Consider the following 23,596-nt stretch of genomic DNA (forward strand, 5'->3'; position numbering starts at 1 on the left):
AATTACCCTGAAAAAGCCCGTATGGAAATTGTTAACACTCTGTAAATCCTTTTTTCTTTCAGATTTGCTATCCTTCTTTCAGACAAATTTCAGGATAGCGGAATATCATGGGAAAAACCGTGATGAAAGGAATTTTACAACGATGCAGATTTTGATTGTTGAGGACGAGCGGCGGCTGGCGGAGGCCCTGGGGCAGATTATGGAGGAGCAGCGCTATCAGGCCGATCTGGTGTATGACGGGGCGGATGGTCTGGACTATGCCCTTACTGGCCAATATGACGTGATCATTCTGGACGTAATGCTCCCCAAGGTGGATGGCTTTGAGGTGGCCCGGCGGCTCCGCTGCGCCCACGTATCCACTCCTATCCTGATGCTCACCGCCCGGGACGAGGTGCCCGACAAGATCGCCGGACTGGACCACGGAGCCGACGACTACATGACTAAGCCCTTTGACATTGGGGAGCTGCTGGCCCGGGTGCGGGCCCTCACCCGCCGTCAGGGGGAGGTGGTGGGCGAACAGCTTTCCGCCGGAGATCTTACTCTGGAGCTATCCACCCGCTGCCTGCGCTGCGGCAGCAAGTCGGTCCGCCTGGGCTTCAAGGAGTTTGACGTACTCAAGCTGCTGATGAGCCACCTCCACTCCGTGGTGCCCAAGGAGGATATCATCTCCCGGGTGTGGGGGTTGGAATCGGATGCCGAGGATAACAATGTGGAGGTCTACATCTCCTTTCTTCGGAAAAAACTGCTCTATCTATCCTCCGCCGTCAGTATCGGTACGGTGCGTAAGGTGGGGTACTACCTGGAGGTACCGGTGGAATGATACGGAAGCTGCGGCGAAAGTTCATTCTGATCAATCTGCTGCTGGTTGGTCTGGTTCTGACGGTGGTATTTGGGCTGCTGGTGGTCTCCAACGCCCGACGGTTCAGCGACCAGAGCGAGGCTGCCATGCGTATGGCTCTCAACTGGCAGGAGGACGAAAATCCGCGCTTTGAGATCGGCGGCCCGCCGCCGGATCGTGACCGCCAGGAGAGCGGCGGACGCTTCACTATGGTACCGGTGTTTGTGGTAACCGTGGAGGACAGCGCCGTCACCCACATCAATGACGGCGGCCAGGTAGAGGTATCGGAAGAGACGGCGGAACAGGCGGCTCAACAAGCCCTGGCGGCCGGGACAGACCGAGGCGTACTGGGCACACTCCACCTGCGCTTTCTGGTAGAGCAGCGGCCCGACGGCACCGTCCATATCGCCTTCGCCGACCAGAGCTGGGAAAACAGTTCCCTGCGGAACCTGATCCTGAGCTGTTTGCTGATCTGGCTGCTGGCTATGACCGCCTTCTTTTTTGTTGGTCTGTTTCTCTCCAGCCTGGCCCTCCGGCCGGCGGAAAAGGCATGGCAGCAGCAGCGGCAGTTTGTGGCTGACGCCTCCCATGAGTTGAAGACGCCCCTCACTGTGATTCTGGCCAACACCGGTATCGTGCTGGCACATCCGGAGGATCCCGTGTCAGCTCAGTCCAAGTGGCTGGAGTACACACAAGAGGAGGCCCGCCAGATGAAGGGATTGGTGGAGGATCTGCTCTTCCTGGCCAAGTCTGACGCGGCCAGACAGGACTTTCGCGCCGACCAGGTGGATTTGAGCGAGCTGATCCAGGGTTGCCTGCTGCCCTTTGAGCCGGTAGCCTTTGAAGCCGGTGTCCAGCTGGAGTCCCAGGTGGAACCAGGGCTCACCCTGACCGGTGATGAAGCGCAGCTCCGCCGGCTGGTGCGCATCCTGCTGGACAATGCGGTGAAATATGCGGGCAGACAGGGTTCGGTGGAGCTGTTCCTGGACAGGCAGCAGGACAAACTTCGGCTCACTGTACGCAACACCGGCCAGCCCATTCCGCCGGAGCATCTGCCCCACCTGTTTGAGCGGTTTTATCGGGCGGACGCCGCCCGGGATCGGAGCCAGGGGGGCTACGGTCTGGGTCTCGCCATTGCCAAGGCCATCACAGAACACCACCGGGGGAAAATTTCGGTATCCAGCTCTGTAGGGACAGGGACCATATTTACCGTTCTTTTGCCGCGCAGCATAGAAAAAGACAGCCGCCTGTCATTCTGACAAGCGGCTGTCTTTTTCTCATTTTAGTAATTTACACTGCGCAGCTCAAAGTACGCCTGGGGATGGGCGCACACGGGACACACCTGAGGGGCCTCTTTGCCGAAATGGATGTGACCGCAGTTGCGGCACTTCCACATATACTCGTCGCCCCGCTTGAACACCATGCCTTCCTCCAGGTTCTTCAGGAGGGTCAGATAGCGCTCCTCGTGCTCCTTCTCGATCTTGCCCACGCCCTCGAACAGGAAGGCCAGCTTCTCAAAGCCCTCTTCCCGGGCGGTCTCAGCCATTTCCTTATACATCTGGGTCCACTCTTCGTTTTCGCCGGCGGCGGCGGCCTTCAGGTTGGCCTTGGTGTCACCGATGCCGCCCAGCTCCTTGAACCACAGCTTGGCATGTTCCTTCTCATTGCCGGCGGTCTCCTCAAAGATGGCCGCGATCTGCTCGTAGCCCTCCTTCTTGGCCTTGCTGGCAAAGTAGGTGTACTTGTTGCGGGCCATGCTCTCTCCGGCAAACGCGGTCCAGAGATTGGCCTCGGTCTTGCTGCCCTTCAGCTCCATAAGAAACGCCTTCCTTTCTGTTTTAAGATTTTATAAGATCAACGTCTGATATTCGGGATCAGCCCTCGCCCTTCCAGAAGCCGTGGAGGTTGCACAGCTCGTAGGCCGTCACCTTCCCGTCTCCATAGGCAAAGGTCTTCAGCTCCGGCTTGTCACCGGGCTTGGGGAACTTCATCACCACGGTGTCCTCGGTGACCGCGGCGATCAGGGGAATATAGTGCTCCGGCAGCATGGGATGCTCCACGCTGCCCACTTTCACGGTAACGGAACTGCCGCTGCCGTGGGCGGACTTCTCCACCACAGGGACGTGCTTCTCCAGAGCGCCGTCAGTGGTGTTGGGCACCAGCTCCTCCATCTTCTGACCGCAGCAGAACAGGGGCACGCCCTTGTCCACCGCCTTGAACGCGATATTGCCGCAATGAGCACAGCGATACAGTTTGAACTCCATAATCATAACCAACCTTTCCGTTTTTATTCTTATCGTTTTCCCCTGACGGGTTATCATGACGTGTTTCAGTGGAGCTGCTTGCACTTGATGCAGGTACCCCGGAACAGGACCTCGTGCCCCGTCACATCGTGGCCGCTGGCCAGCAGAGCCTGCTGATCCAGTCCGGCATCATAGGGCAGGTCCAGATCGTACACCGCGCCGCAGCGCTCGCAGCAGAAATGGGGGTGGGCAACAGTATTGGCATCATACCGCTCCACCGGAAACGCCATCCGGGTAATGCTCCCCTCATCTGCCAGCAGATTCAGGTTCCGGTAGACTGTCCCCAGGCTCAGATTGGGATTCTCCGGCTTGAGCCACTGGTACAGCATCTCCGCCGTGGGATGCTCCTTGGTGTGCTTCAATGTCTCGTAGATCAGCTCCCGCTGTCTGGAGTAGCGTTTTCCGTTCATAGTCCACCTCACTTTCTCAAAATCATTAAACAGTAATCATTACTGTTATTGATATAATAGCAGATCTTTCCCCTCCGCGCAAGTATTTTTTTCAAATTAGGTAAAAAATTTTTGTATAGTTTCCTTCTGTCCGCCCACACTAATCTGTGCAGCCCATTGAAACAACAGGAGGACGGAAATGAAACGGAATTTTGCTTTTCTTGTATTGGCGCTGGCCCTGATGCTGCCTCTGGCGGCCTGCAAGCCCAACGTCCCAGAGGTGGTAACTCCCACCCCCATGGTCTCCTCTACTCCTAAGCCGGACGTCACCTCCACCCCGGAGGGTATCCTGGATGACATCGGCGACGCAGGAAAAGACGTGGCCGACGACATCGGCGACGCCGCCAAAGACGTGACCGAGGATGTAAAGAACGGTGTGAAGAACGCCACCCGCTGACGGCACTTTTTTCCGCTCCGCCGCCGGTACGCCCTTGACAACTGCGTACCGGCGGCGTATACTTACCCCAGTCAATTGAATAAGATCTTCAGGGCAGGGTGAAAGTCCCTACCGGTGGTATAGCCCACGAGCCGTTAAGGTATGATTCGGTGTAACTCCGAAGCCGACAGTACAGTCTGGATGAAAGAAGATCGTTGCCGCGCGGGACATTGGATTCCCGTGGATTTTACGATTGCTCTGGTATGTGTGACATTCCAGAGTTTTTTGTTTGCACAGGGACTGCTCCTGTGCCCCTTGTCATTGCCCTGAACGATCTGTTCAGGGCAATTTTCTTTGTTCGGAGATGATGGTATGGAGGATCGGGACTACATGGCCCTGGCCCTGTCTCTGGCAGAGCGGGGCGTGGGCTGGGCCTCCCCCAATCCCATGGTGGGCGCGGTCATCGTGAAGGACGGCAGGATCATCGGACAGGGCTGGCATGAGAAGTGCGGCCAGCCCCATGCGGAGCGCAACGCCCTGGCCGCCTGCACCGAGCCGCCTCAGGGCGCCACCATATATGTCACGTTGGAGCCCTGCTGCCACTACGGCAGACAGCCACCCTGCACCCAGGCCATCCTGGAGTCGGGCATCCGCCGGGTGGTGGTGGGTTCCGGGGACCCCAACCCCCTGGTGGCCGGCAAGGGGATCGCCCTGCTGCGTCAGGCCGGCGTGGAGGTCACGGAGCACGTGCTGGAGTCGGAATGCGAGAAACTCAACCAGGTGTTCTTCCACTATATCCGCACCAGGCGGCCCTATGTGGTGATGAAATACGCCATGACCATGGACGGCAAGATCGCCGCTCACACCGGGGATTCCAAATGGGTCACCGGCCAGGCGGCCAGAGATCACGTCCAGCAGCTGCGCCACCGGTATACCGGCATCATGGCGGGGGTGGGCACCGTGCTGGCGGACGATCCTCTGCTGACCTGCCGCATCCCCGGCGGGCGGAGCCCGGTGCGCATCATCTGCGACACCCATCTCCGCACCCCCCTCACCGCTCAGGTGGTGACCACCGCCCGGCAGTCCCCCACCCTGCTGGCCACCTGCTGCACAGATGCAGACAGGCGGACACCTTATGAGGCGGCGGGCTGCCAGGTGTTGGTGCTGCCGGAGCGGGACGGCCATGTGGACCTGAACGCCCTGATGGACGAGCTGGGCCGGCGGGAGATCGACAGCGTCCTGCTGGAGGGGGGCGGCACCCTGAACTGGTCGGCTCTGGAGCAGGGCGTGGTACAGAAGGTGCTGACCTACATCGCCCCCAAGCTGGCGGGCGGCAAAGAGGCCAAGACCCCGGTGGAGGGGACGGGCATCGGCCGGATGGCTCAGGCCATCCCGCTGAGAAACAGCACCGTCACCCGGATCGGAGACGATCTTCTCATAGAAAGCGAGGTGGACGCTGATGTTCACGGGGATCGTTGAAGAAATGGGCCAGGTGGAGGGCATCCAGCGGGGCAGACAGTCCGCCGTGCTCACCATCCGGGCCAAAACGGTGCTGGAGGGCACCAAAATCGGGGACAGCATCGCGGTGAACGGGGTGTGCCTGACGGTCACCTCCCTCTCCTCCGACCGGTTCACCGCCGACGTGATGCACGAGACCCTGGATCGCTCCTCCCTGGCCCAGCTCAAGCGGGGCGGCGCCGTCAACCTGGAGCGGGCCATGCCGGCCGACGGCCGGTTCGGCGGCCATATCGTGGCCGGACACATTGACGGCACCGGCCGGGTGATCCAGATCCAAAAAGATGACAATGCCATCTGGTACACCATCCAGGCCCCGCCCCAGGTACTGCGCTACATCGTGGAGAAGGGCTCCATCGCCGTGGACGGCATCAGCCTGACGGTGGCCCGGGTAGGCGCCGATTCTTTCGCCATCTCCGCCATCCCCCACACGGTGGCCCAGACGGTGCTGCGGGACCGGAAGGAAGGCGACCTGGTGAATCTGGAGACCGATATCATCGGCAAATACGTGGAAAAGCTGCTGACGCCTGCCCCGGAGACCCCGGCATCTGGCGGGATCACCCTGGATTTTCTGGCCAGGAACGGATTTTAAGCAAGGAGGAATCGGAATATGGAAGAATTGTTCTGCACTGTGGAGGAGGCGCTGGAGGAGCTGCGGGCCGGCCGCATCATCATCTCCATCGACGACCCGGACCGGGAGAACGAGGGGGACATGATCTGCGCCGCCCAGTTTGCCACCACCGAAAACGTCAACTTTATGGCCATGCACGCCAAGGGCCTGATCTGCACCCCCATGAGCCAGGAGCTGGCCGACCGGCTGCAGCTGGAGCAGATGGTGAAGGTCAACACCGACAACCACCAGACCGCCTTCACCATCTCCATCGACCACGTCAAGACCACCACCGGCATCTCCGCCGAGGAGCGGGGCTTCACCTGCCGGATGTGTGTGGACCCGTCCACCCGTCCCGAGGACCTGCGCCGCCCGGGCCATGTGTTCCCGCTGGTGGCCCGCCGGGGCGGCGTGCTCACCCGCAACGGCCACACCGAGGCCACGGTGGACCTGTGCCGGCTGGCCGGACTGTCCCAGTGCGGCCTGTGCTGCGAGATCATGCGGGACGACGGCACCATGATGCGCACCTCCGAGCTGCTGGAGAAGGCCAGGGAGTGGGGGCTGAAGATCATCACCATCAAGGCCCTCCAGGACTACTGCCGCCTCCACGACAAGCACGTGGTGCGGGAGGCGGTAGCCGAAATGCCCACCCGCTACGGTCAGTTCCGGATCTACGGCTACACCAACGACCTGACCGGCGAGCACCATGTGGCCCTGGTGAAGGGGGACATCGGGGACGGCCAGGACGTGCTCTGCCGGGTCCACTCCGAGTGCCTCACCGGCGACGTGTTCGGCTCCTGCCGCTGCGACTGCGGCCAGCAGCTGGCCGCCGCCATGAGGCAGATCGAGAAGGAGGGCCGGGGCGTGGTCCTCTATATGCGTCAGGAGGGCCGGGGCATCGGCCTCATCAACAAGCTGAAGGCCTACGCCCTCCAGGAGAAGGGCTTCGACACGGTGGACGCCAACGTGGAGCTTGGCTTTGCCCCCGACCTGCGGGAGTACTGGACCGGGGCACAGATCCTGCGGGACCTGGGCGTGCGCACCATGCGGCTGCTGACCAACAATCCGGACAAGGTGTACCAGCTGTCTGAGTTCGGCCTGGAGATCACTCAGCGGGTACCCATCCAGATGGACGCCAACGATTACGACCTGTTCTACCTGAAGACCAAGCAGGAGCGGATGGGACACATTCTTACTTATTGATAGAATTGAGAGGAGAGCTTATCATGAAAACGTTTGAAGGTAAACTGGTATCCAGCGACATCAAGGTGGGCATTGTGGTGGCCCGGTTCAACGAGTTCATCACCTCCAAGCTGCTCAGCGGCGCTATGGACGGACTGCTCCGCCACAACGTGAAGGAAGAGGACATTCAGGTGGCCTGGGTGCCCGGCGCCTTTGAGATCCCTCTGATCGCCTCCAAAATGGCCAAGAGCGGCAGGTACGACGCGGTGATCTGTCTGGGGGCCGTCATCCGGGGCTCCACCAGCCACTACGACTATGTGTGCAATGAGGTGTCCAAGGGCATCGCCGCCGTCTCCCTGGAGACCGGCATCCCGGTCCTGTTCGGCGTGCTCACCACCGAGAACATCGAGCAGGCCATCGAGCGGGCCGGCTCCAAGGCGGGCAACAAGGGCTCCGAGTGCGCCGAGGGCGCCATTGAGATGGTCAACCTGATCCGGGAGATGGGCTGCTGAGCCCCTCCCCCGCTCCAGCACAAAAAACAGCGGCATGGCCTGTGGCCATGCCGCTGTTTCTATTCTGCATCAGGAATCCATATCAAAGGGGGGCAGGTCCCGGCTCTGGGGGATGGCGTCCCCCTCAAACTCCAGCTCGTCGGGAACGGGCTCGGACGCGGCAGGCGCCATGTCCTGTTTGAACTGCATCTCCTGCCACTGCTCCTTGGTGATGAGCACCTGGCGGGGTTTGGAGCCCTCGAAGGGGCCCACCACGCCCTTCTCTTCCATCTGGTCCACCAGGCGGGCGGCCCGGGAGTAGCCCAGCTTCAGCCGGCGCTGGAGCATGGAAACCGATGCCATGCCGGTCTCCACCACCACCTCGATGGCGGAGGGGAGCAGTTCGTCGTAGTCGTCCGCCACGGCCTCCGGCGCGGAACCGCCCACGCCCTTGCCGCCCTTCTCCTTCTCGGCGGCGTGCTGCTCGATCTCGTGGATGATTTCCTCCGAGTACTCGGCAGTGCCGCTGTTCTGCTTGATGAAGTTCACCACGGCCGCCACCTCCTCGTCGGAGATCAGGCAGCCCTGGACCCGCTGGGGCTTGCCGGTACCCAGAGGGAAGTAGAGCATATCGCCCCGGCCCACCAGCTTTTCCGCGCCGGTGGTGTCCAGAATGATGCGGGATTCCAGGGAGGACGCCACGGCAAAGGCGATACGGCTGGGGATATTGGCCTTCATCAGGCCGGTGATCACGTCAGCGGAGGGCCGCTGGGTGGCGATGATCAGGTGCATACCGGCGGCACGGCCCATCTGGGCCACCCGGCAGATGGATTCCTCCACCTCCTTGGCGGCCACCAGCATCAGGTCGGCCAGCTCGTCGATGACCACCACGATCTGGGGCATCTTCTCCATGCCCTCCGTCTTGGCGGCGTGGGCGTTGTAGCTGGCCAGGTCACGGACCCCCACCTCGGAGAAGGCACGGTAGCGCTTCATCATCTCCACCACCGCCCACTGGAGGGCCCCGGCCGCCTTCTTGGGGTCGGTGACCACAGGGATCAGCAGATGGGGAATACCGTTATAGATGCCCAGCTCCACCATCTTGGGATCCACCATGATGAGGCGGACCTCCTCGGGAGTGGCCTTGTACAGCAGGGAGATGATCAGGGAGTTGGTACACACCGACTTACCGGAGCCGGTGGTGCCGGCGATCAGCAGATGGGGCAGCTTGGCAATGTTGCCCACGATGTTGTTGCCGCCGATGTCCTTGCCCACGGCAAAGGACACCTTGGAGGGGTTGTCCCGGAACTCCCGGGAATCAATGACATCGTGGATGTGCACCGGGGAGACCAGCTTGTTGGGCACCTCGATACCCACCATGGAGATCTTGTCGGGGATGGGGGCAATGCGCACACCGGTGGCTCCCAAAGCCAGGGCAATGTCATCCGCCAGGTTGGTCAGTTTGTTCAGCCGCACACCCTGATCCAGCTCCACCTCATACCGGGTGACCGAGGGGCCCCGGGTGACGTTGACGATAGCGGCATCGATGCCGAAGGAGCGGATGGTGTCAGACAAACGGGTCTGGTTGGCCCGCAGCTCCCCCGCCACATCAGCCCCGGAGGTTCCATCTCCTTCCGTCAGAAGGGAGACCGGGGGATACTGATAGGCTACTGTGCTCTCCCCCAGACTGCGGGCAATGTCCTGGGCCACTTCGGCGGCAGCCTGGGCAGTCTCCTCCCGTCTGGCCTTGGCGGCAGAGGGCACCGCCGGCTCCCGCTGGATCTCCGGCATGGGAGGAGCGGGCTTCACCGGCTCCACAGGGGCGGAGGCGGGTGCCTCCGCCACAGGCTCTTCCGCAAGTGGCGTCTCCGCCGGCTGGACGGCCGGTTCTGCCGCCGGAACCTGGGGCTCCTCCGGCACGCTCACCCCGTCCACCCCGGCCAGCACCTGGTCAGGGGCGGGCACCGAGGACTTTCGGTTGAAGAAATGGGCCTTCTTCTCCACCGGCTTGGGCTCCACCCGTTTGCCCACCAGCGGGCCGTCGTCCACCGGAATATCGATCTGGGGAACTGTCTGCCGCTTGGCTGTGGGAGCCGCCGTCGGCTCAGGCTCGGGCCGGCGCCGTTCTCTGGACCGGGGCTCGGGCAGCTCTTCCTCCTCATACTCTGCTCTGGGACGGGAGCGAATCTGGTCGAACAGAGCTACCGGCGAAATGTGGAAGGCCACCATCAGCATGATCAGGTCCGCCAGCACCAGGATAACACCGGCGCCGATCTTACTGAACACCGCCGTCAGGCCCAGGGCGACCACGCCGCTGACCACGCCGCCGCTCTTCAGGCTCTCGCCCTGAGTCCACAGGGTCTTGACCAGCTCCAGATTCCAGGCATAGGGCCCCTTGGCCAGGATCAGATGGAGCAGGCATCCAAACAGCACCGGGGTAAGCAGGGCGCAGCACACCCGGAAGCGCACCGGGCGTCCCCTGTGAAACAGCAGGATACCGCTGGCCACCAGCAGCATGGGGGGCAGCAGCCAATAGCCGTAGCCGATGAGGCCCTTCACCAGGCCGCAGAAAAAGTCAATGAAGATCGCCTGAATGTGGAAGTATCCAAAGGCGGAAAAAATGGCCAGCAGCAGGCAGACCACCGCTCCCACTTCCCGGCGGACCGGCCTGGGAGCAGAGGTCTTTTTCCGGCTGGAGGACGAACGGCTGGAGGACGTGCTGCGGCTCTTTCCAGACGCAGTACGCTTCCCGCCCGTAGTCTTCTTTGGTGCTGTGGCCAACTCGATCAGATCCTTTCCAGGGTATTTCTTACGTACAGCAGCGGATCAGGCCGCCATCGCCGTCTTGATGATGCCGGCGATCAGGCTGCCCAGACCCACTGCCCAGCAGTAATAGGCAAACCGGCCGAACTTGCCCTTGTCGGACAGGCTCTTTACCAGGCGGATGGCGAAGTAGCCCACCACCGCGGCCACCACCACGCCTACAATATACATGGGCATCTCTTCCATGTTGATTCCGGCATCCACCGCGTCCTTGATCTCCAGCACGTTGGCGCCCAGGATGGCGGGCAGGGACAGCAGGAAGGAAAAGCGCACGGCAAAGGACCGGTCGAAGCCCCGCAGCATACCTACGGAGATGGTGGTACCGGACCGGGACAGGCCGGGGATCACCGCCAGGGCCTGGCCGCAGCCCACGATGAGGGCATCCGCCACGGTGGCGTTCCGGGCGGTCTTGCGGCCCTTGGCCAGCCGGTCGGAGAAAAACAGGATGAAACCGGTGCACAACAGGGCAATGGACACCATGATGGAGTTGGAGAACAGAGCGTTCACCGCATCCTGCAGCAGCACCATGACAAACAGAGGCAGGGTGCCGATGATGATGAGCATCACCATCCGCCGGGCGGGAGGCGGCGGCGTGCCGGTATCCTTCCCTGCCAGGGCTGCAATCCCCAAAAAGAATTCCCGGATCATATCCACAATATCCCGCCAGTAGACCACACACACCGAGATCAGAGTGCCGAAGTGGAGCAGGACGGTAAAGAACATGTACTTCTCTTCAACATTTTCCATGCCGAAGAAGGTCTGGAACAGGGCCAGGTGGCCGGAGCTGGAGATGGGCAGGAACTCCGCCACGCCCTGGATGATTCCCATTAGGATGGACAGAAGATAGGTCAATGTGATTCCCTCCATGACGATACTTTTGGACATACATATTTATATTACCATACGCCGCAGAATATTTCCATCCTTTTCTTTTATGTCAACAGAACTGTCTGGTTTACCTCGGTTCTATTGACACCTCACCCTGTTCCGCTATAATTAAATCAAAGTTACGAGATCGATTCTTGCCATAAGGAGGCCGTTCGTGTGGCAAAGGCACCCAACGAAAAAACGAAGGTAGTCATTAAGACCTCTACCCGCATGTCAAAGAAGGGACCTCTCACCCCGGACATGCTGCGAAAAATCGACGCTTATTGGCGGGCCGCCAACTATCTGGCTGCCGGACAGCTTTATCTGCAGGACAATCCCCTGCTCCGTCAGCCGCTGCGCCCCACCGATGTGAAGCCTACACCGGTGGGCCACTGGGGCACAGTGCCGGGACTGAATTTCATCTACACCCACCTGAACCGGGTGATCACCAAGTACGATCTGAATATGATCTATGTCTGCGGCCCCGGACACGGCGGCAGCGCGGTGGTGGCCCAGGCCTATCTGGAGGGTACTTACAGCGAGGTCTATCCCAACGTGAGTCAGGATGAGGAGGGCATGCGCAAGCTGTTCCGCCAGTTCTCCTTCCCCGGCGGCATCGGCAGCCACTGTGCGCCAAATACCCCCGGCTCCATCAACGAGGGGGGCGAGCTGGGCTATTCCCTGGCCCACGCCTTCGGCGCGGTGATGGACAACCCCACCCTCATTGCCGCCTGCGTGGTGGGAGACGGCGAGGCGGAGACCGCACCTTTGGCTACTGCCTGGCACTCCAACAAGTTCCTGGACCCGGTAGGAGACGGGGCGGTGCTCCCCATTCTCCACCTCAACGGCTACAAAAACGGCACGCCCTCCCTGCTCGCCCGTATCAGCGGCGAAGAGCTGGAGGACTTCTTCAAGGGCTGCGGCTGGACGCCCCGCTTCGTGGAGGGAGACGACCCGGCCCAGATGCATCAGAAAATGGCCGCCGCTCTGGATTGGGCGGTGCGGGAGATTCAGCGGATCCAGCAGGGCGCCCGGGAGCTGGGCGAAAAAGAGCGGCCCCGGTGGCCCATGGTGGTGTTCCGTTCCCCCAAGGGGTGGACCGGCCCCCTCCAGCCCGACGGCACCTGCCGGGTGCACCAGCTCCCTCTGGCGGTTGATGAGAACCATCCCGAACTGCTGGCCCAGCTGGAGAGCTGGCTGCGCAGCTACCGACCGGAGGAGCTGTTCGACGATACCGGCGCACCGGTATCCACTCTGCGGGCTCTGGCGCCTCAGGGTGAGCGGCGGATGGCGGCCAACCCCCACGCCAACGGCGGCCTGCTTCTGCGGGACCTGCGTACCCCCAACTTTGCCAAATACGCCGTGGAAGTTCCCTCCCCCGGCGCGGTGGAGGCGGAGGATATGGCAGAGCTGGCCAAATATGTCCGGGACGTGCTGAAGCTCAATCAGAAGGCCAAGAATTTCCGCATTTTTGTGCCGGATGAGGCTATGAGCAACAAGCTTCACGCCGCTTTCGAGGTCACGGGCCGCCGCTGGAACGCGGAGACGCTGCCCACTGACGAAGCCCTGACCTCCGACGGTCGGATCATGGACGGCATGCTGTCCGAGCATATGTGCCAGGGCTGGCTGGAGGGTTACCTGCTCACCGGCCGTCACGGCTTTCTCAACAGCTATGAGGCTTTTATCCGCATCGTGGACTCCATGGTGAGCCAGCACGCCAAGTGGCTGAAGGTGGCACGGCAGCTCCCCTGGCGGCAGGATATTGCCTCTCTGAACTATGTGCTCTCCTCCAACGTGTGGCAGCAGGACCAGAACGGCTTTACCCATCAGGACCCCGGCTTTCTGGACCACGTGGCCAACAAGAAGGCAGATGTGGTTCGCCTCTATCTCCCCCCCGACGCCAACTGCCTGCTCTCCTGCTTCGACCACTGCATCAAGAGCCGCAACTATATCAATGTGATGGTCACCTCCAAACACATGAGACCCCAGTGGCTCACCATGGACGAGGCCATCAAGCACTGTACCCACGGCATCGGCATCTGGCAGTGGGCCTCCAACGACCAGGGTGCGGAGCCCGACGCGGTGCTGGCCTGCTGCGGGGAGACCCCCACTCTGGAGACCCTGGCGGCCGTCACCATCCTGCGCCGCTACCTGCCCGAGCTGAAGGTGCGGGTCATCAATGTGGTGGATCTGATGAAGCTCCAGCCCCATACCGAGCACCCCCACGGTCTGACCGATGAGGACTACGACGTGCTTTTCACCCGGGACAAGCCCATCATCTTCGCTTTCCACGGCTACCCCTCCCTGGTCCATGAGCTGACCTACCGCCGCCGGAACAAGAACCTCCATGTCCGGGGCTATATCGAGGAGGGCACCATCACCACGCCTTTCGACATGCGGGTGCAGAACTGCATCGACCGGTTCGACCTGGTCATCGACGTGGTCAAGCGGCTGCCCCAGCTGGGCAACCGGGGAGCCTTCCTCATCCAGCTGATGAAGGACAAGCTGGTGGAGCATCACCAGTATATCACCGTCCACGGCTGCGATCTGCCGGAGATCCGGGAGTGGAAGTGGAATGACGGAAAAGGTGTCTGATTTTTCAGAGAACCCCCCTCTGCCCGCTGCAATGCGGCGAACAGAGGGGGGTTCTGTTTCTCTCTATTTACTCCCACTCGATGGTTGCGGGGGGCTTGGAAGTGATATCGTAGACGATACGGTTGATGCCCTTGACCTCATTGACGATGCGGGTGGAGATCTTATCCAGCACATCGTAGGGGATGCGGGCCCAGTCGGCAGTCATGAAGTCACTGGTGGTCACTGCCCGGAGGGCCAAGGTGTAGTCGTAGGTACGGCCGTCACCCATGACGCCCACTGAGCGGGTGTTGGTAAGCACCGCGAAGTACTGGTTGATATTCTTGTCCTCTCCGGCGGCGGCAATCTCCTCCCGGTAGATGGCATCCGCCTCCCGCAGGGTATCCAGCTTCTCCTTGGTCAGGTCGCCGATGACCCGGATGGCCAGGCCGGGTCCAGGGAAGGGCTGACGCATAACCAGATATTCAGGCAGGCCCAACTCACGGCCCAACTGCCGCACCTCATCCTTGAACAGCAGGCGCAGGGGCTCGATGATCTCCTTAAAGTCCACATAGTCAGGCAGACCGCCTACGTTGTGGTGGCTCTTGATGACAGCAGCGTCACCGGCGCCGGACTCGATCACGTCTGGATAAATGGTGCCCTGCACCAGGTAATCCACCCGCCCGATCTTTTTGGCCTCTTCCTCGAAGACCCGGATGAACTCCTCACCGATGATCTTCCGCTTGTGCTCCGGCTCGGACACACCGGCCAGCTTCAGCAGGAAGCGGCTTTCGGCGTCTACCCGGACAAAATTGATATCCCAGCGGGAGAAGGCGGCCTCCACCTCATCTCCCTCATTGAGGCGCATGAGGCCGTGGTCCACAAACACGCAGGTGAGCTGATTGCCCACGGCCTCGGCCAGCAGAGCAGCTGCCACAGAGGAATCCACACCGCCGGACAGAGCCAGCAGCACCTTGCCGTCCCCCACCTTTTCCCGGATGGCCTGGATGGCGGTGTTCTTATAGTCGCCCATGGACCAGTCGCCCACCGCACCGCACACCTCATAGAGGAAGTTGCGGATCATGTCGATGCCGTGCTCGGTGTGGTTCACTTCGGGGTGGTACTGCACGCCGTAGAAGCCCCGCTTTTCGTCAGCAATGGCCACGTTGGGGCAGGCATCGGTATGGGCGGTCAGAGCGAAGCCTTCAGGCACCTTGGCCATATAGTCCCCGTGGCTCATCCAGGATATGCCCTTCTCCGGCAGTCCCTTAAAAATCTTACAGGTGGTGTCATAGTAGGTCTCGGTCTTGCCGTACTCCCGCGCGGTATCGGCCTGGGCAGCGGTGACCTGACCGCCCAGCGTATAGGCCATGAGCTGGCAGCCGTAGCAGATACCCAGCACAGGCACACCCAGTTCAAAAATAGCGGGATCCACATGGGGCGCCTTTTCGTCATACACACTGTTGGGGCCGCCGGTAAAGATGAAGCCGATGGGCTCCATGGCCTTCAGCTGCTCCAGAGGGGTGGTGTAGGGCTTGACCTCGCAGTACACCCCGCACTCCCGGACCCGGCGGGCAATGAGCTGATTATACTGGCCGCCAAAATCCAGGACGATTAAGGTCTGATGGGACATGCACGTTCCTTCTTTCTATGGATTCTATGATCATCTGGGGAAAAGACGAAAATTTTACAGTTTAGGATACCATATTTCCCCCAAAAGCGCAAGAGCTCCGAAAGGAAAGCCGCCGGACCCGCAGGTCCGGCGGCTTTCTTCATGGTTGTACTTCTGCTCCGCCCCACTCCACCGCCGTGAAGCCGGAGCGCTGCGGAGCAGTAAGCGTTTGGGGCGGCACTTCCACCTGCTCCTCCACCCCCTGCCAGGCCATAAACACCCGGATCAGGGTATCCGGGGCCGGGTCAATGGTCAGTTTGGCACTGTCGGTATAGGCGGTGGTCTGGAAGGAGATCAGATTATAGGGATTGTGCTCCATCCTGGGCAGCCAGTAGATAATGAACTCGTTGGCCTCTTTTTCCGTCAGACCCAGGTCGGCCAGAGCGCCCTCCAGAAAGGCGGCGGTATCTGCCCCCGCCACACAGAACCCTGTAGAGAAGTCATACTCCACCTCAGTGACCCCCTCCCAGAACAGGCAGTAGTACTGCCGGCCGGTATCCGGGTCGGTAAGGGTGCCGTCGGGGGCAGCATCCACCGTCCAGCCGTCCTTATAGGAGGGGTAGGTGGAAGTAAACTGGCCGTTATAGTCCAGTGTGACGCTCACCCGTGTCTCCTCCTCCGGGTAGAGGTAGATCACCGGCTTCTCTGTGGTTGCCTCCATGACACACCCGGACAGTCCCACCACCAGCAGACCCGCTGCTATGGGCATTGCCAACCATCTGCGCATAAAAACTCCTCCTTCCAAATTCTTTTTGTCTATTCTATCAGACGAATCCGGAAGGAGGAAGTTCCATTTCAATTAAATTTTGGTGATGTCGATGGGCCGCAGATCGGCGGAGCGGCCCTGGGTGCGGACGGTGAGCATGGCCCGGGCGGTGTCGATGGCCGTAATACAGGCCACAGAGTGCTCCACGGTGGAGCGGCGGATCCGGAAACCGTCGGTGTCATGACGGCGGCCCCGGGTGGGCGTGTTGATCACCAGGTCCACGGTACCGGAGGCGATCATGTCCAGGATATTGGGGTGAGCCTCGGACACCCGGGCCACCTTCCGGGCGGGAATGCCGGCGGCGTTGAGGGCGTCGCAGGTGCCGCTGGTGGCCAGGATCTCAATACCCATGTCGGCAAAGCCCTGGGCAATGCCCACGATCTCGCCCTTGTCCTCGTCCTTGACGGTGATGATGATGCGTCCGCCCTTCTTGGGGGCCTTCATGTTGGCGCCCTTGAAGGCCTTCAGCAGGGCCTGGGGGAAGGATTCGGCCAGACCCAGGCACTCACCGGTGGACTTCATCTCGGGGCCAAGGCCGGTGTCCACGTCGGTCAGCTTCTCGAAGGAGAACACCGGCATTTTTACGGCGTAGTAGTCGGCCTCCTTATAGATGCCGGTGCCGTAGCCCAGGTCCTTCAGCTTCTGGCCCAGCATGACCTTGGTGGCCAGGTCGATGATGGGTACCCCGGTGACCTTGGAGATATAGGGGATGGTACGGGAGGAGCGGGGGTTGACTTCGATGACGTACACGGTGTCATCGTAGATGACGAACTGGATGTTCACCAGGCCCACCACCCCCAGAGCCTTGGACAGGGCATAGGTGTAGCGGTAGATGGTATCCTTGTGCTTCTGCTCGATGTGGATGGGGGGATAGACGGAGATACTGTCGCCGGAATGGACGCCGGCCCGCTCGATATGCTCCATGATGCCGGGGATCAGCAGGTCCTCCCCGTCGAACACGCCGTCCACCTCTACCTCCCGGCCCATCAGGTACTTGTCCACCAGGATGGGGTGCTCCTGCTGCACCTGATTGATGATGCGCATGAACTCGATGATATTGCGGTCGTTGTACGCGATCTCCATACCCTGGCCGCCCAGCACGTAGGAGGGGCGCACCAGCACGGGGTAGCCTACCTCGTGGGCGGCAGCCAACGCCTCATCGGTGGTGAACACCGTCTTGCCGGCGGCACGGGGGATCTTGCACTGGTTCAGGATCTCGTCAAACCGCTCCCGGTCCTCGGCGGCGTCCACGCCGTCGGCGGAGGTGCCCAGGATGGGCACGCCCATGTTGGTCAGGGCCTGGGCCAGCTTGATGGCGGTCTGGCCGCCGAACTGGACCACGGCCCCCCAGGGCTTCTCCAGCTCCACCACGGCCTCCACGTCCTCGGCGGTCAGCGGCTCGAAGTACAGCTTATCCGCCACGTCGAAGTCGGTGGACACGGTCTCGGGGTTGTTGTTGATAATGATGGTCTCATAGCCCAGGCGCTTGAAAGCCCAGACAGAGTGGACCGAGCAGTAGTCGAACTCGATGCCCTGGCCGATGCGGATGGGGCCGGAGCCCAGCACCAGCACCTTTTTCCGCTCTTCCACAGGAGTCTTGCGGTGGGGCTCTGCGGCGGCGGCGGTGAGATAGGGGGCCTCGGGGATGTTGGGGGCCAGCTCTCCTACCTGGGGCATGTGGAGCTCTTCCGCCGCCTCGTTCTCCTGGTCGTAGGTGGAGTAATAATAGGGGGTCTGGGCCTCAAACTCGGCGGCGCAGGTGTCCACCATCTTGAAGGCGGGAACGATGCCGTAGCTCTCCCGCAGGGCCTTGATCTCCTCCCGCTCCTTGCCGGACAGGGCGGCGATCCAGGCGTCGGAGAAACCCATCTCCTTGGCGGCACGCAGGGTGTCGGCATCCAGATGGCCGTGGTCCAGCTTGTCCTCCATGTCCACAATGATCTGGAGCCGGTCCAGGAACCACAGGTCGTACTTGGTGATCTTGTTGATCTTCTCGGGGGAGAAGCCCCGGCGGAGGGCCTCAGCTACCACGAAGAGCCGCTGGTCATCGATGTTCACCAGCCGGTCCTCGATCTCTTCGGTATACAGCTGGTCCAGGCCAGGCATGCGGAGGGACTTCACCGGCAGCTCCAGGGAGCGGATGGCCTTCATCAGGGCGCCTTCAAAGGAGTTGCCGATGGCCATGACCTCGCCGGTGGCCTTCATCTGGGTGCCCAGGGTGCGGCTGGCGGTGGTGAATTTGTCGAAGGGCAGGCGGGGGATCTTGAGCACGCAGTAGTCCAGGGTGGGCTCAAAGCAGGCGGTGGTCTTGCCGGTCACCGCGTTGGGGATCTCATCCAGGGTGTAGCCCAGGGCAATCTTGGCCGCCACCTTGGCGATGGGGTAGCCGGTGGCTTTGGAGGCCAGAGCGGAGGAGCGGGACACACGGGGGTTGACCTCGATGACCGCGTACTCGAAGGAGTCAGGATTCAGGGCCAGCTGCACGTTGCAGCCGCCCTCAATCTTCAGGGCGGAGATAATGTCCAGAGAGGCCTTGCGCAGCATCTGGAACTCCTTGTTGGCCAGGGTCTGGGTGGGCGCCACCACGATGGAGTCGCCGGTGTGGACGCCTACCGGGTCCACGTTCTCCATGGAGCAGATCTGGATCACGTTGCCGGCGCTGTCCCGCATGACCTCGAACTCGATCTCCTTCCAGCCGGAGATGCACCGCTCGATGAGCACCTGGCCCACCCGGCTCAGATGGATGCCCCGGTCGGCGATCTCCCGCAGGGAGAGCTCGTCATAGGCAATGCCGCCCCCGGTTCCGCCCAGGGTATAGGCAGGCCGGACGATAACGGGGTAACCGATGGACCCGGCAAAAGCCACCGCGTCCTCTACGCTCTCCACCACGTCGGAGGTGACGCAGGGCTGGCCGATGGCCTCCATAGCGTCCTTGAAGCCCTGACGGTCCTCAGCCTTGCGGATGGATTCCGGGCTGGTTCCCAGCAGGCGCACGCCGTACTGGTCCAGAATGCCCTGCTCATACAGGTTCATGGCCAGGTTCAGGCCGGTCTGGCCGCCCAGAGTGGGCAGGATGGAGTCGGGCCGCTCCATCTGAATGACCTGCTCCACGCTGGCAATGTTCAGCGGCTCGATATACACATGGTCGGCGATGTCCTTGTCGGTCATGATGGTGGCGGGGTTGGAGTTGACCAGCACCACCTCCACGCCCTCTTCCTTCAGGGCGCGGCAGGCCTGGGTGCCGGCGTAGTCGAACTCGGCGGCCTGGCCGATCACGATGGGGCCGGAGCCCAGCACCAGCACCTTCTTGATATTCGGATTCTTGGGCATTACCGCTCCCCTCCCTTCATGCTGTCTACAAAGCGGTCAAAAAGATATTCGGTATCCATGGGACCGGGAGAGGCCTCCGGGTGGAACTGAACGGTGAAGCAGTTGGGCCGCTTGTACTTCAGGCCCTCCACGCTGCCCTCGTTGACGTTGACGTGGGAGATCTCCGCCACCGCGGGGTCCACACTCTCGGCGGTGACTACATAGCCGTGGTTCTGGCTGGTGATGAAGGCCCGGCCGGCGGCCAGGTCCTTCACCGGATGGTTGCCGCCCCGGTGGCCGAAGCGCATCTTCCGGGTCTCGGCACCGGTGGCCAGAGCCAGCAGCTGGTGGCCCAGGCAGACAGCGAACAGGGGGATGGAGGAATCGTAGAGCTTGCGCACCTCTTTGATGATGTCCACGTTGTCCGCCGGGTCGCCGGGGCCGTTGGACAGCATCACGCCGTCAAAACCGCCGTTGAGGATGATCTCCGCCCGGGTGTGGGCGGGATACACCGTCACCTGGCAGCCCCGCTTCTGGAGGCAGCGGATCATGTTCTCCTTCACGCCGTAGTCCATCATGGCCACCCGGAACCGCTGGGCGGTAAGGGCCGGATAGACCTGGGGCTCCTTCCGGGTCACCTTTTCCACGGTGCCCTCCACCCGGTAGGCCTTGATGCGCTCCAGACACTCCTCTACATGAAAATGCTCCGCACAGGTGATCATGCCATTCATGGTCCCCTGACTGCGGAGTATTCTGGTCAACGCCCGGGTGTCAACACCCTCGATCCCGGTGATATCATATCTCTTCAAATAGGAATCCAGGTCTCCCTCACAGCGGAAGTTGCTGCCGCGGCGGGACAGATGCCGAACAATAAAGGCCTCCGCCCAGGGACGGGAGGACTCGTTATCCTCGTGGTTCACACCGTAATTGCCAATGAGGGGATAGCTCATCACGATGCCCTGTCCTGCATAGGAGGGGTCGGTCAAAATCTCCTGATAGCCGGTCATGGAGGTATTGAATACCATCTCGCACACCCGGTCCGCCGAAGAGCCGATGCTGACGCCCTGGAACACCGCGCCATTGGCCAAGATCAAGGTCGCTTTCATCTCCTGTATCACGCCTTTCTTTCCCATGGTATTTGTTCGATTGTACTCTAATTTTTTTCCTGGGGCAACTCCCTTTTCCCCCCATTTTTCAAAATTGTAAATTTGGACAAAACAACGGGGCGCACTTCCCATTTTTCCCGGTCAATGCGCCCCAAAGTTCTAAAAAATAGATATTTGGCCTAATTATTTTTTTGCTTCCGACGTGACTTCAATCACCACGACCTCCGGCGGATTGAAGAACCTGGGAACCCGGGTACTCTCCCGGGCCAGCCCCCGGCTGACGATGAGGGTGGTACCCTCCAGATCGTATGTACCCCCGGCATATCGTGGGAACAGCCCCTGGTTGGGGGCGATCAAGCCGTTGATGAGGCCGGGCAGCCGCCACTGGCCCCCGTGGGCGTGGCCCGCCAGCACCAGATCAAACCCTCGGCCGGTGTAGTCCGTCACCCGCTCGGGCCGGTGGGTGAGAAGGACGGAGAATACGTCCTGCTTCAGAGCGGCGGTCACAGTCTCCATCTGGCTCCGCCAGGCCCGCTCCCCCACGTTGGGGTCGTCCACGCCGCAGATCTGGATGGTCTGCCCCGCCGCCGTCACCAGCCTGCTCTCCCCCTCCAGCACCACAGCGCCCCGCTGCCGCAGCGCCTCCTTGATCTCCTCCACCCGGCCGCTCCAGAACTCGTGGTTGCCGGTCACATAATAGACCGGCCACCGCTCCGCCAGAGCCTCCACAGCAGTCAGAGCCTTCTCCTCCGGCAGCCGGGGGTCGTCATCCACCATATCGCCGCTGAGGAGCACCAGATCCGGGTTCTGCGCCTCCACCACATGCAGCAGCTTCTGCTGGCCTTCCCCATAGTCGCAGCAATGGAGGTCGGTGAGCAATACCAAGCGCACTGTGCTGTCTATTTTTTCGCTCTCCACTGTATATTCCCGCACAGTCAGGCCGGAATCCAGCCCCGCCCACACCAGCAGGCCGGCCGCGATCCCGCCTGCTGCCAGCAGGTGTCGGGTTCTTTTTTTCAAAGGAAGCTCCTTTCTTTCCGGGCAGGCCGCATAAAGCGGGCTCCGCCGGCCATACTGAATCAGAACACCCGCGTTTGGGGAGGTCTGTTATGGTCATCGCCTTTCTGCGCACCATCATTCTGTATACGTTCATCATCGCCGGCATCCGGCTCATGGGCAAGCGGCAGGTGGGCGAACTGGAGCCCTCCGAGCTGGTTCTGGCCCTGCTCATCGCCGACCTGGCGGCGGTGCCCATGCAGGATTTCGGCATTCCCCTGCTCACCGGCCTCATCCCCATCCTCACCCTGCTGTGCCTCACCATGGCCCTGTCGGTACTCACCATGAAAAGCGTCCGGTTCCGGGCGGTGCTCTGCGGCCGGCCCAGCGTCATCGTGGAGAACGGGAAGCTGCGGCAGAGCGAGATGCGGAAAAACCGCTTTACCCTGGATGAGCTGATGGAGGAACTGCGGATGAAGGGCATCACCGACCTGTCCGCCGTCAAATACGCCATTCTGGAGACCAACGGACAGATCTCCGTTCTCCCCTATGCCGCCCAGCAGCCGGTCACTGCCCGGCAGATGGGCCTGATCCCCCGGGAGCCGGGGCTGCCCATGGTACTCATCAACGACGGCCGGGTCATCACCCGCACCCTTCACAGCCGTGGGCTGGATGACGTCTGGCTGGAAAAACAGCTCCGGCAGCACCATGTCAATCGGCCCGAAGATGTGTTTTTGCTGACGGTGGACGAAGACAACAGGGTCTATCTGGCCAAAAAGGAGGCGCGCAGATGAAGCGGCTGTGGATCGCCCTGGTTCTGCTGGGGGCCATTTTTGCCGGAACTCTGTTCCACATCCGCTCCCTCCACGGCTTTACCGATACCCTGTCCACCCTGCTGGACCAGGCAGAGGAGCAGGCGGCGGCGGAGCGCTGGGACCAGGCCCGGGCCCTCACCGTACAGGCCAAGGAGGCCTGGGCGGACCGGGACGTCTACCTCCATGTGCTCCTCCGCCACGCCGACACCGACTCCATCTACGCCGGGTTCCAGGAGACCCTGGCCCTGCTGGACAGCCGGGAGTACGGGGAGTATTCCGCCGCCAATGCCCGGCTGGTCACCCAAATCGACCTGCTCTATGAGGCGGAGCAGCTCACCCTGAAAAACATTTTTTAGCGGGAACGGCATCCGTCCCCGCTTTTTCCTATTTTAATAGCCCCGCAGAGGGATGGAGCCGTCATCCTCTCCCTTCTCGATGGAGAGGATCCTGGCGTCGTAGCCGTAATTCTCGTTGACCTGGATATGTACGGTCTCCCCTACCCTGCGGCCCAGCAGAGCCTTGCCCACCGGGGATTCCTTGCTGATGAGTCCGTGGAGGGCGTCCTGCCGCATGGTGGTCACCACCTGGTAGGTCTCGGTATCGTCCTCGTCCTCCAGGTAGACCGTCACCTTGTCGTACAGGTTTACCCCGTCGGCGGGGCCCTCCTCCTTCAGCACCCGGGCAGTCTTGATCATGTTCTCCAGGTAGCGGATGCGGCCCTCATTGCGGTTCTTCTCCTGCTTGGCCGCCTTGTACTCAAAGTTCTCACTCAGATCGCCGAAGGCCCGGGCCTCCTTCACCGCCTCCAGCAGCTGAGGACGGAGCTGGATGCGGCGGTAGTCCAGTTCCTCCTTCATCATCTGAAGATCCTTTTTTGTCAGTTCGTCGTGCATAAGGCATCCCTTTTCTT

General features: G+C 61.4%; 21 protein-coding genes and 1 riboswitch. Of the genes, 10 read left to right on the forward strand and 11 right to left on the reverse strand.

The window, feature by feature from the left end:
• Positions 1-142: 142 nt before the first annotated feature.
• Positions 143-820, forward strand: coding sequence for a response regulator transcription factor (locus tag E0E41_RS02825; protein ID WP_130868625.1), 678 nt, complete (start codon positions 143-145; stop codon positions 818-820).
• Positions 817-2,097: a sensor histidine kinase gene (locus E0E41_RS02830; protein WP_130868626.1), complete on the forward strand. Its 1,281-nt coding sequence runs from the start codon at positions 817-819 to the stop codon at positions 2,095-2,097. The genes E0E41_RS02825 and E0E41_RS02830 overlap by 4 nt, the downstream gene beginning before the upstream one ends.
• Before the next feature lie 23 nt (positions 2,098-2,120).
• On the opposite strand, the gene rbr is transcribed toward E0E41_RS02830, so the two are convergent.
• The 3 genes from rbr to E0E41_RS02845 form a co-directional block, all read right to left on the reverse strand.
• A complete protein-coding gene (gene rbr / locus E0E41_RS02835) occupies positions 2,121-2,654 on the reverse strand; it encodes a rubrerythrin (protein ID WP_130868627.1) in 534 nt (177 codons plus the stop codon).
• 58 nt (positions 2,655-2,712) lie between these two features.
• Positions 2,713-3,102, reverse strand: a complete 390-nt coding sequence (locus E0E41_RS02840) for a desulfoferrodoxin family protein (RefSeq protein ID WP_130868628.1) — start codon at positions 3,100-3,102, stop codon at positions 2,713-2,715.
• 65 nt (positions 3,103-3,167) lie between these two features.
• Positions 3,168-3,551 (reverse strand): Fur family transcriptional regulator, encoded by a 384-nt coding sequence (locus E0E41_RS02845; protein ID WP_130868629.1) that lies wholly within the window; start codon positions 3,549-3,551, stop codon positions 3,168-3,170.
• Positions 3,552-3,729: 178 nt separating this feature from the next.
• Here E0E41_RS02845 and E0E41_RS02850 point away from each other — a divergent pair, with 178 nt between their 5' ends.
• From E0E41_RS02850 to ribH, 5 genes are all read left to right on the forward strand, one after another.
• Positions 3,730-3,987, forward strand: coding sequence for a hypothetical protein (locus tag E0E41_RS02850; RefSeq protein WP_130868630.1), 258 nt, complete (start codon positions 3,730-3,732; stop codon positions 3,985-3,987).
• Between the two features lie 80 nt (positions 3,988-4,067).
• Positions 4,068-4,183, forward strand: a riboswitch (FMN riboswitch).
• 155 nt (positions 4,184-4,338) lie between these two features.
• Positions 4,339-5,445, forward strand: coding sequence for a bifunctional diaminohydroxyphosphoribosylaminopyrimidine deaminase/5-amino-6-(5-phosphoribosylamino)uracil reductase RibD (ribD, locus tag E0E41_RS02855; protein WP_130868631.1), 1,107 nt, complete (start codon positions 4,339-4,341; stop codon positions 5,443-5,445).
• Complete coding sequence (locus E0E41_RS02860) at positions 5,426-6,073, forward strand: riboflavin synthase (protein ID WP_130868632.1); 648 nt, start codon at positions 5,426-5,428, stop codon at positions 6,071-6,073. Before ribD ends, E0E41_RS02860 begins: the two co-directional genes overlap by 20 nt.
• Positions 6,074-6,091: 18 nt before the next feature.
• The gene (locus E0E41_RS02865) at positions 6,092-7,294 is read left to right on the forward strand and encodes a bifunctional 3,4-dihydroxy-2-butanone-4-phosphate synthase/GTP cyclohydrolase II (RefSeq protein WP_130868633.1); all 1,203 of its coding nucleotides are present in this window, start codon (positions 6,092-6,094) and stop codon (positions 7,292-7,294) included.
• A gap of 23 nt (positions 7,295-7,317) precedes the next feature.
• A complete protein-coding gene (gene ribH / locus E0E41_RS02870; protein ID WP_130868634.1) occupies positions 7,318-7,785 on the forward strand; it encodes a 6,7-dimethyl-8-ribityllumazine synthase in 468 nt (155 codons plus the stop codon).
• Between the two features lie 69 nt (positions 7,786-7,854).
• Here the strand turns inward: ribH and E0E41_RS02875 are convergent, their stop codons facing one another.
• Both E0E41_RS02875 and E0E41_RS02880 read right to left on the reverse strand, forming a co-directional pair.
• Complete coding sequence (locus E0E41_RS02875; RefSeq protein WP_130868635.1) at positions 7,855-10,542, reverse strand: FtsK/SpoIIIE family DNA translocase; 2,688 nt, start codon at positions 10,540-10,542, stop codon at positions 7,855-7,857.
• 45 nt (positions 10,543-10,587) lie between these two features.
• Positions 10,588-11,436 carry an undecaprenyl-diphosphate phosphatase gene (locus E0E41_RS02880; RefSeq protein ID WP_242623665.1) on the reverse strand — a complete coding sequence of 283 codons (849 nt, stop codon included), beginning with the start codon at positions 11,434-11,436 and terminating at the stop codon, positions 10,588-10,590.
• 246 nt (positions 11,437-11,682) lie between these two features.
• Here E0E41_RS02880 and E0E41_RS02885 point away from each other — a divergent pair, with 246 nt between their 5' ends.
• Positions 11,683-14,046, forward strand: a complete 2,364-nt coding sequence (locus E0E41_RS02885) for a phosphoketolase family protein (RefSeq protein WP_207303237.1) — start codon at positions 11,683-11,685, stop codon at positions 14,044-14,046.
• A 67-nt stretch (positions 14,047-14,113) separates the two neighbouring features.
• On the opposite strand, the gene guaA is transcribed toward E0E41_RS02885, so the two are convergent.
• The 5 genes from guaA to E0E41_RS02910 all read right to left on the reverse strand — a co-directional run bounded on the left by guaA (position 14,114) and on the right by E0E41_RS02910 (position 21,895).
• Positions 14,114-15,655, reverse strand: coding sequence for a glutamine-hydrolyzing GMP synthase (guaA, locus tag E0E41_RS02890; RefSeq protein ID WP_130868637.1), 1,542 nt, complete (start codon positions 15,653-15,655; stop codon positions 14,114-14,116).
• 139 nt (positions 15,656-15,794) lie between these two features.
• Positions 15,795-16,421, reverse strand: a complete 627-nt coding sequence (locus E0E41_RS18810; protein ID WP_130868638.1) for a hypothetical protein — start codon at positions 16,419-16,421, stop codon at positions 15,795-15,797.
• 72 nt (positions 16,422-16,493) lie between these two features.
• Positions 16,494-19,790 (reverse strand): carbamoyl-phosphate synthase large subunit, encoded by a 3,297-nt coding sequence (gene carB / locus E0E41_RS02900; RefSeq protein ID WP_130868639.1) that lies wholly within the window; start codon positions 19,788-19,790, stop codon positions 16,494-16,496.
• Positions 19,790-20,875 (reverse strand): carbamoyl phosphate synthase small subunit, encoded by a 1,086-nt coding sequence (locus E0E41_RS02905; protein ID WP_165450492.1) that lies wholly within the window; start codon positions 20,873-20,875, stop codon positions 19,790-19,792. The genes carB and E0E41_RS02905 overlap by 1 nt, the downstream gene beginning before the upstream one ends.
• 183 nt (positions 20,876-21,058) lie before the next feature.
• On the reverse strand, positions 21,059-21,895 hold the full coding sequence (locus tag E0E41_RS02910; protein WP_130868640.1) for a metallophosphoesterase: 837 nt from the start codon (positions 21,893-21,895) through the stop codon (positions 21,059-21,061).
• Positions 21,896-21,984: 89 nt separating this feature from the next.
• On the opposite strand from E0E41_RS02910, the gene E0E41_RS02915 reads away from it, so the two are divergent.
• Entirely contained in the window at positions 21,985-22,665 is a 681-nt protein-coding gene (locus E0E41_RS02915) for a DUF421 domain-containing protein (protein WP_130868641.1), read from the forward strand.
• Positions 22,662-23,042 (forward strand): DUF4363 family protein, encoded by a 381-nt coding sequence (locus E0E41_RS02920; protein ID WP_130868642.1) that lies wholly within the window; start codon positions 22,662-22,664, stop codon positions 23,040-23,042. Before E0E41_RS02915 ends, E0E41_RS02920 begins: the two co-directional genes overlap by 4 nt.
• 33 nt (positions 23,043-23,075) lie before the next feature.
• Here the strand turns inward: E0E41_RS02920 and E0E41_RS02925 are convergent, their stop codons facing one another.
• On the reverse strand, positions 23,076-23,579 hold the full coding sequence (locus E0E41_RS02925) for a GreA/GreB family elongation factor (RefSeq protein WP_130868643.1): 504 nt from the start codon (positions 23,577-23,579) through the stop codon (positions 23,076-23,078).
• Positions 23,580-23,596 lie beyond the last annotated feature (17 nt).

This window comes from Intestinimonas massiliensis (ex Afouda et al. 2020), assembly GCF_900626285.1.
GTDB lineage: Bacteria > Bacillota > Clostridia > Oscillospirales > Oscillospiraceae > Flavonifractor > Flavonifractor massiliensis_A.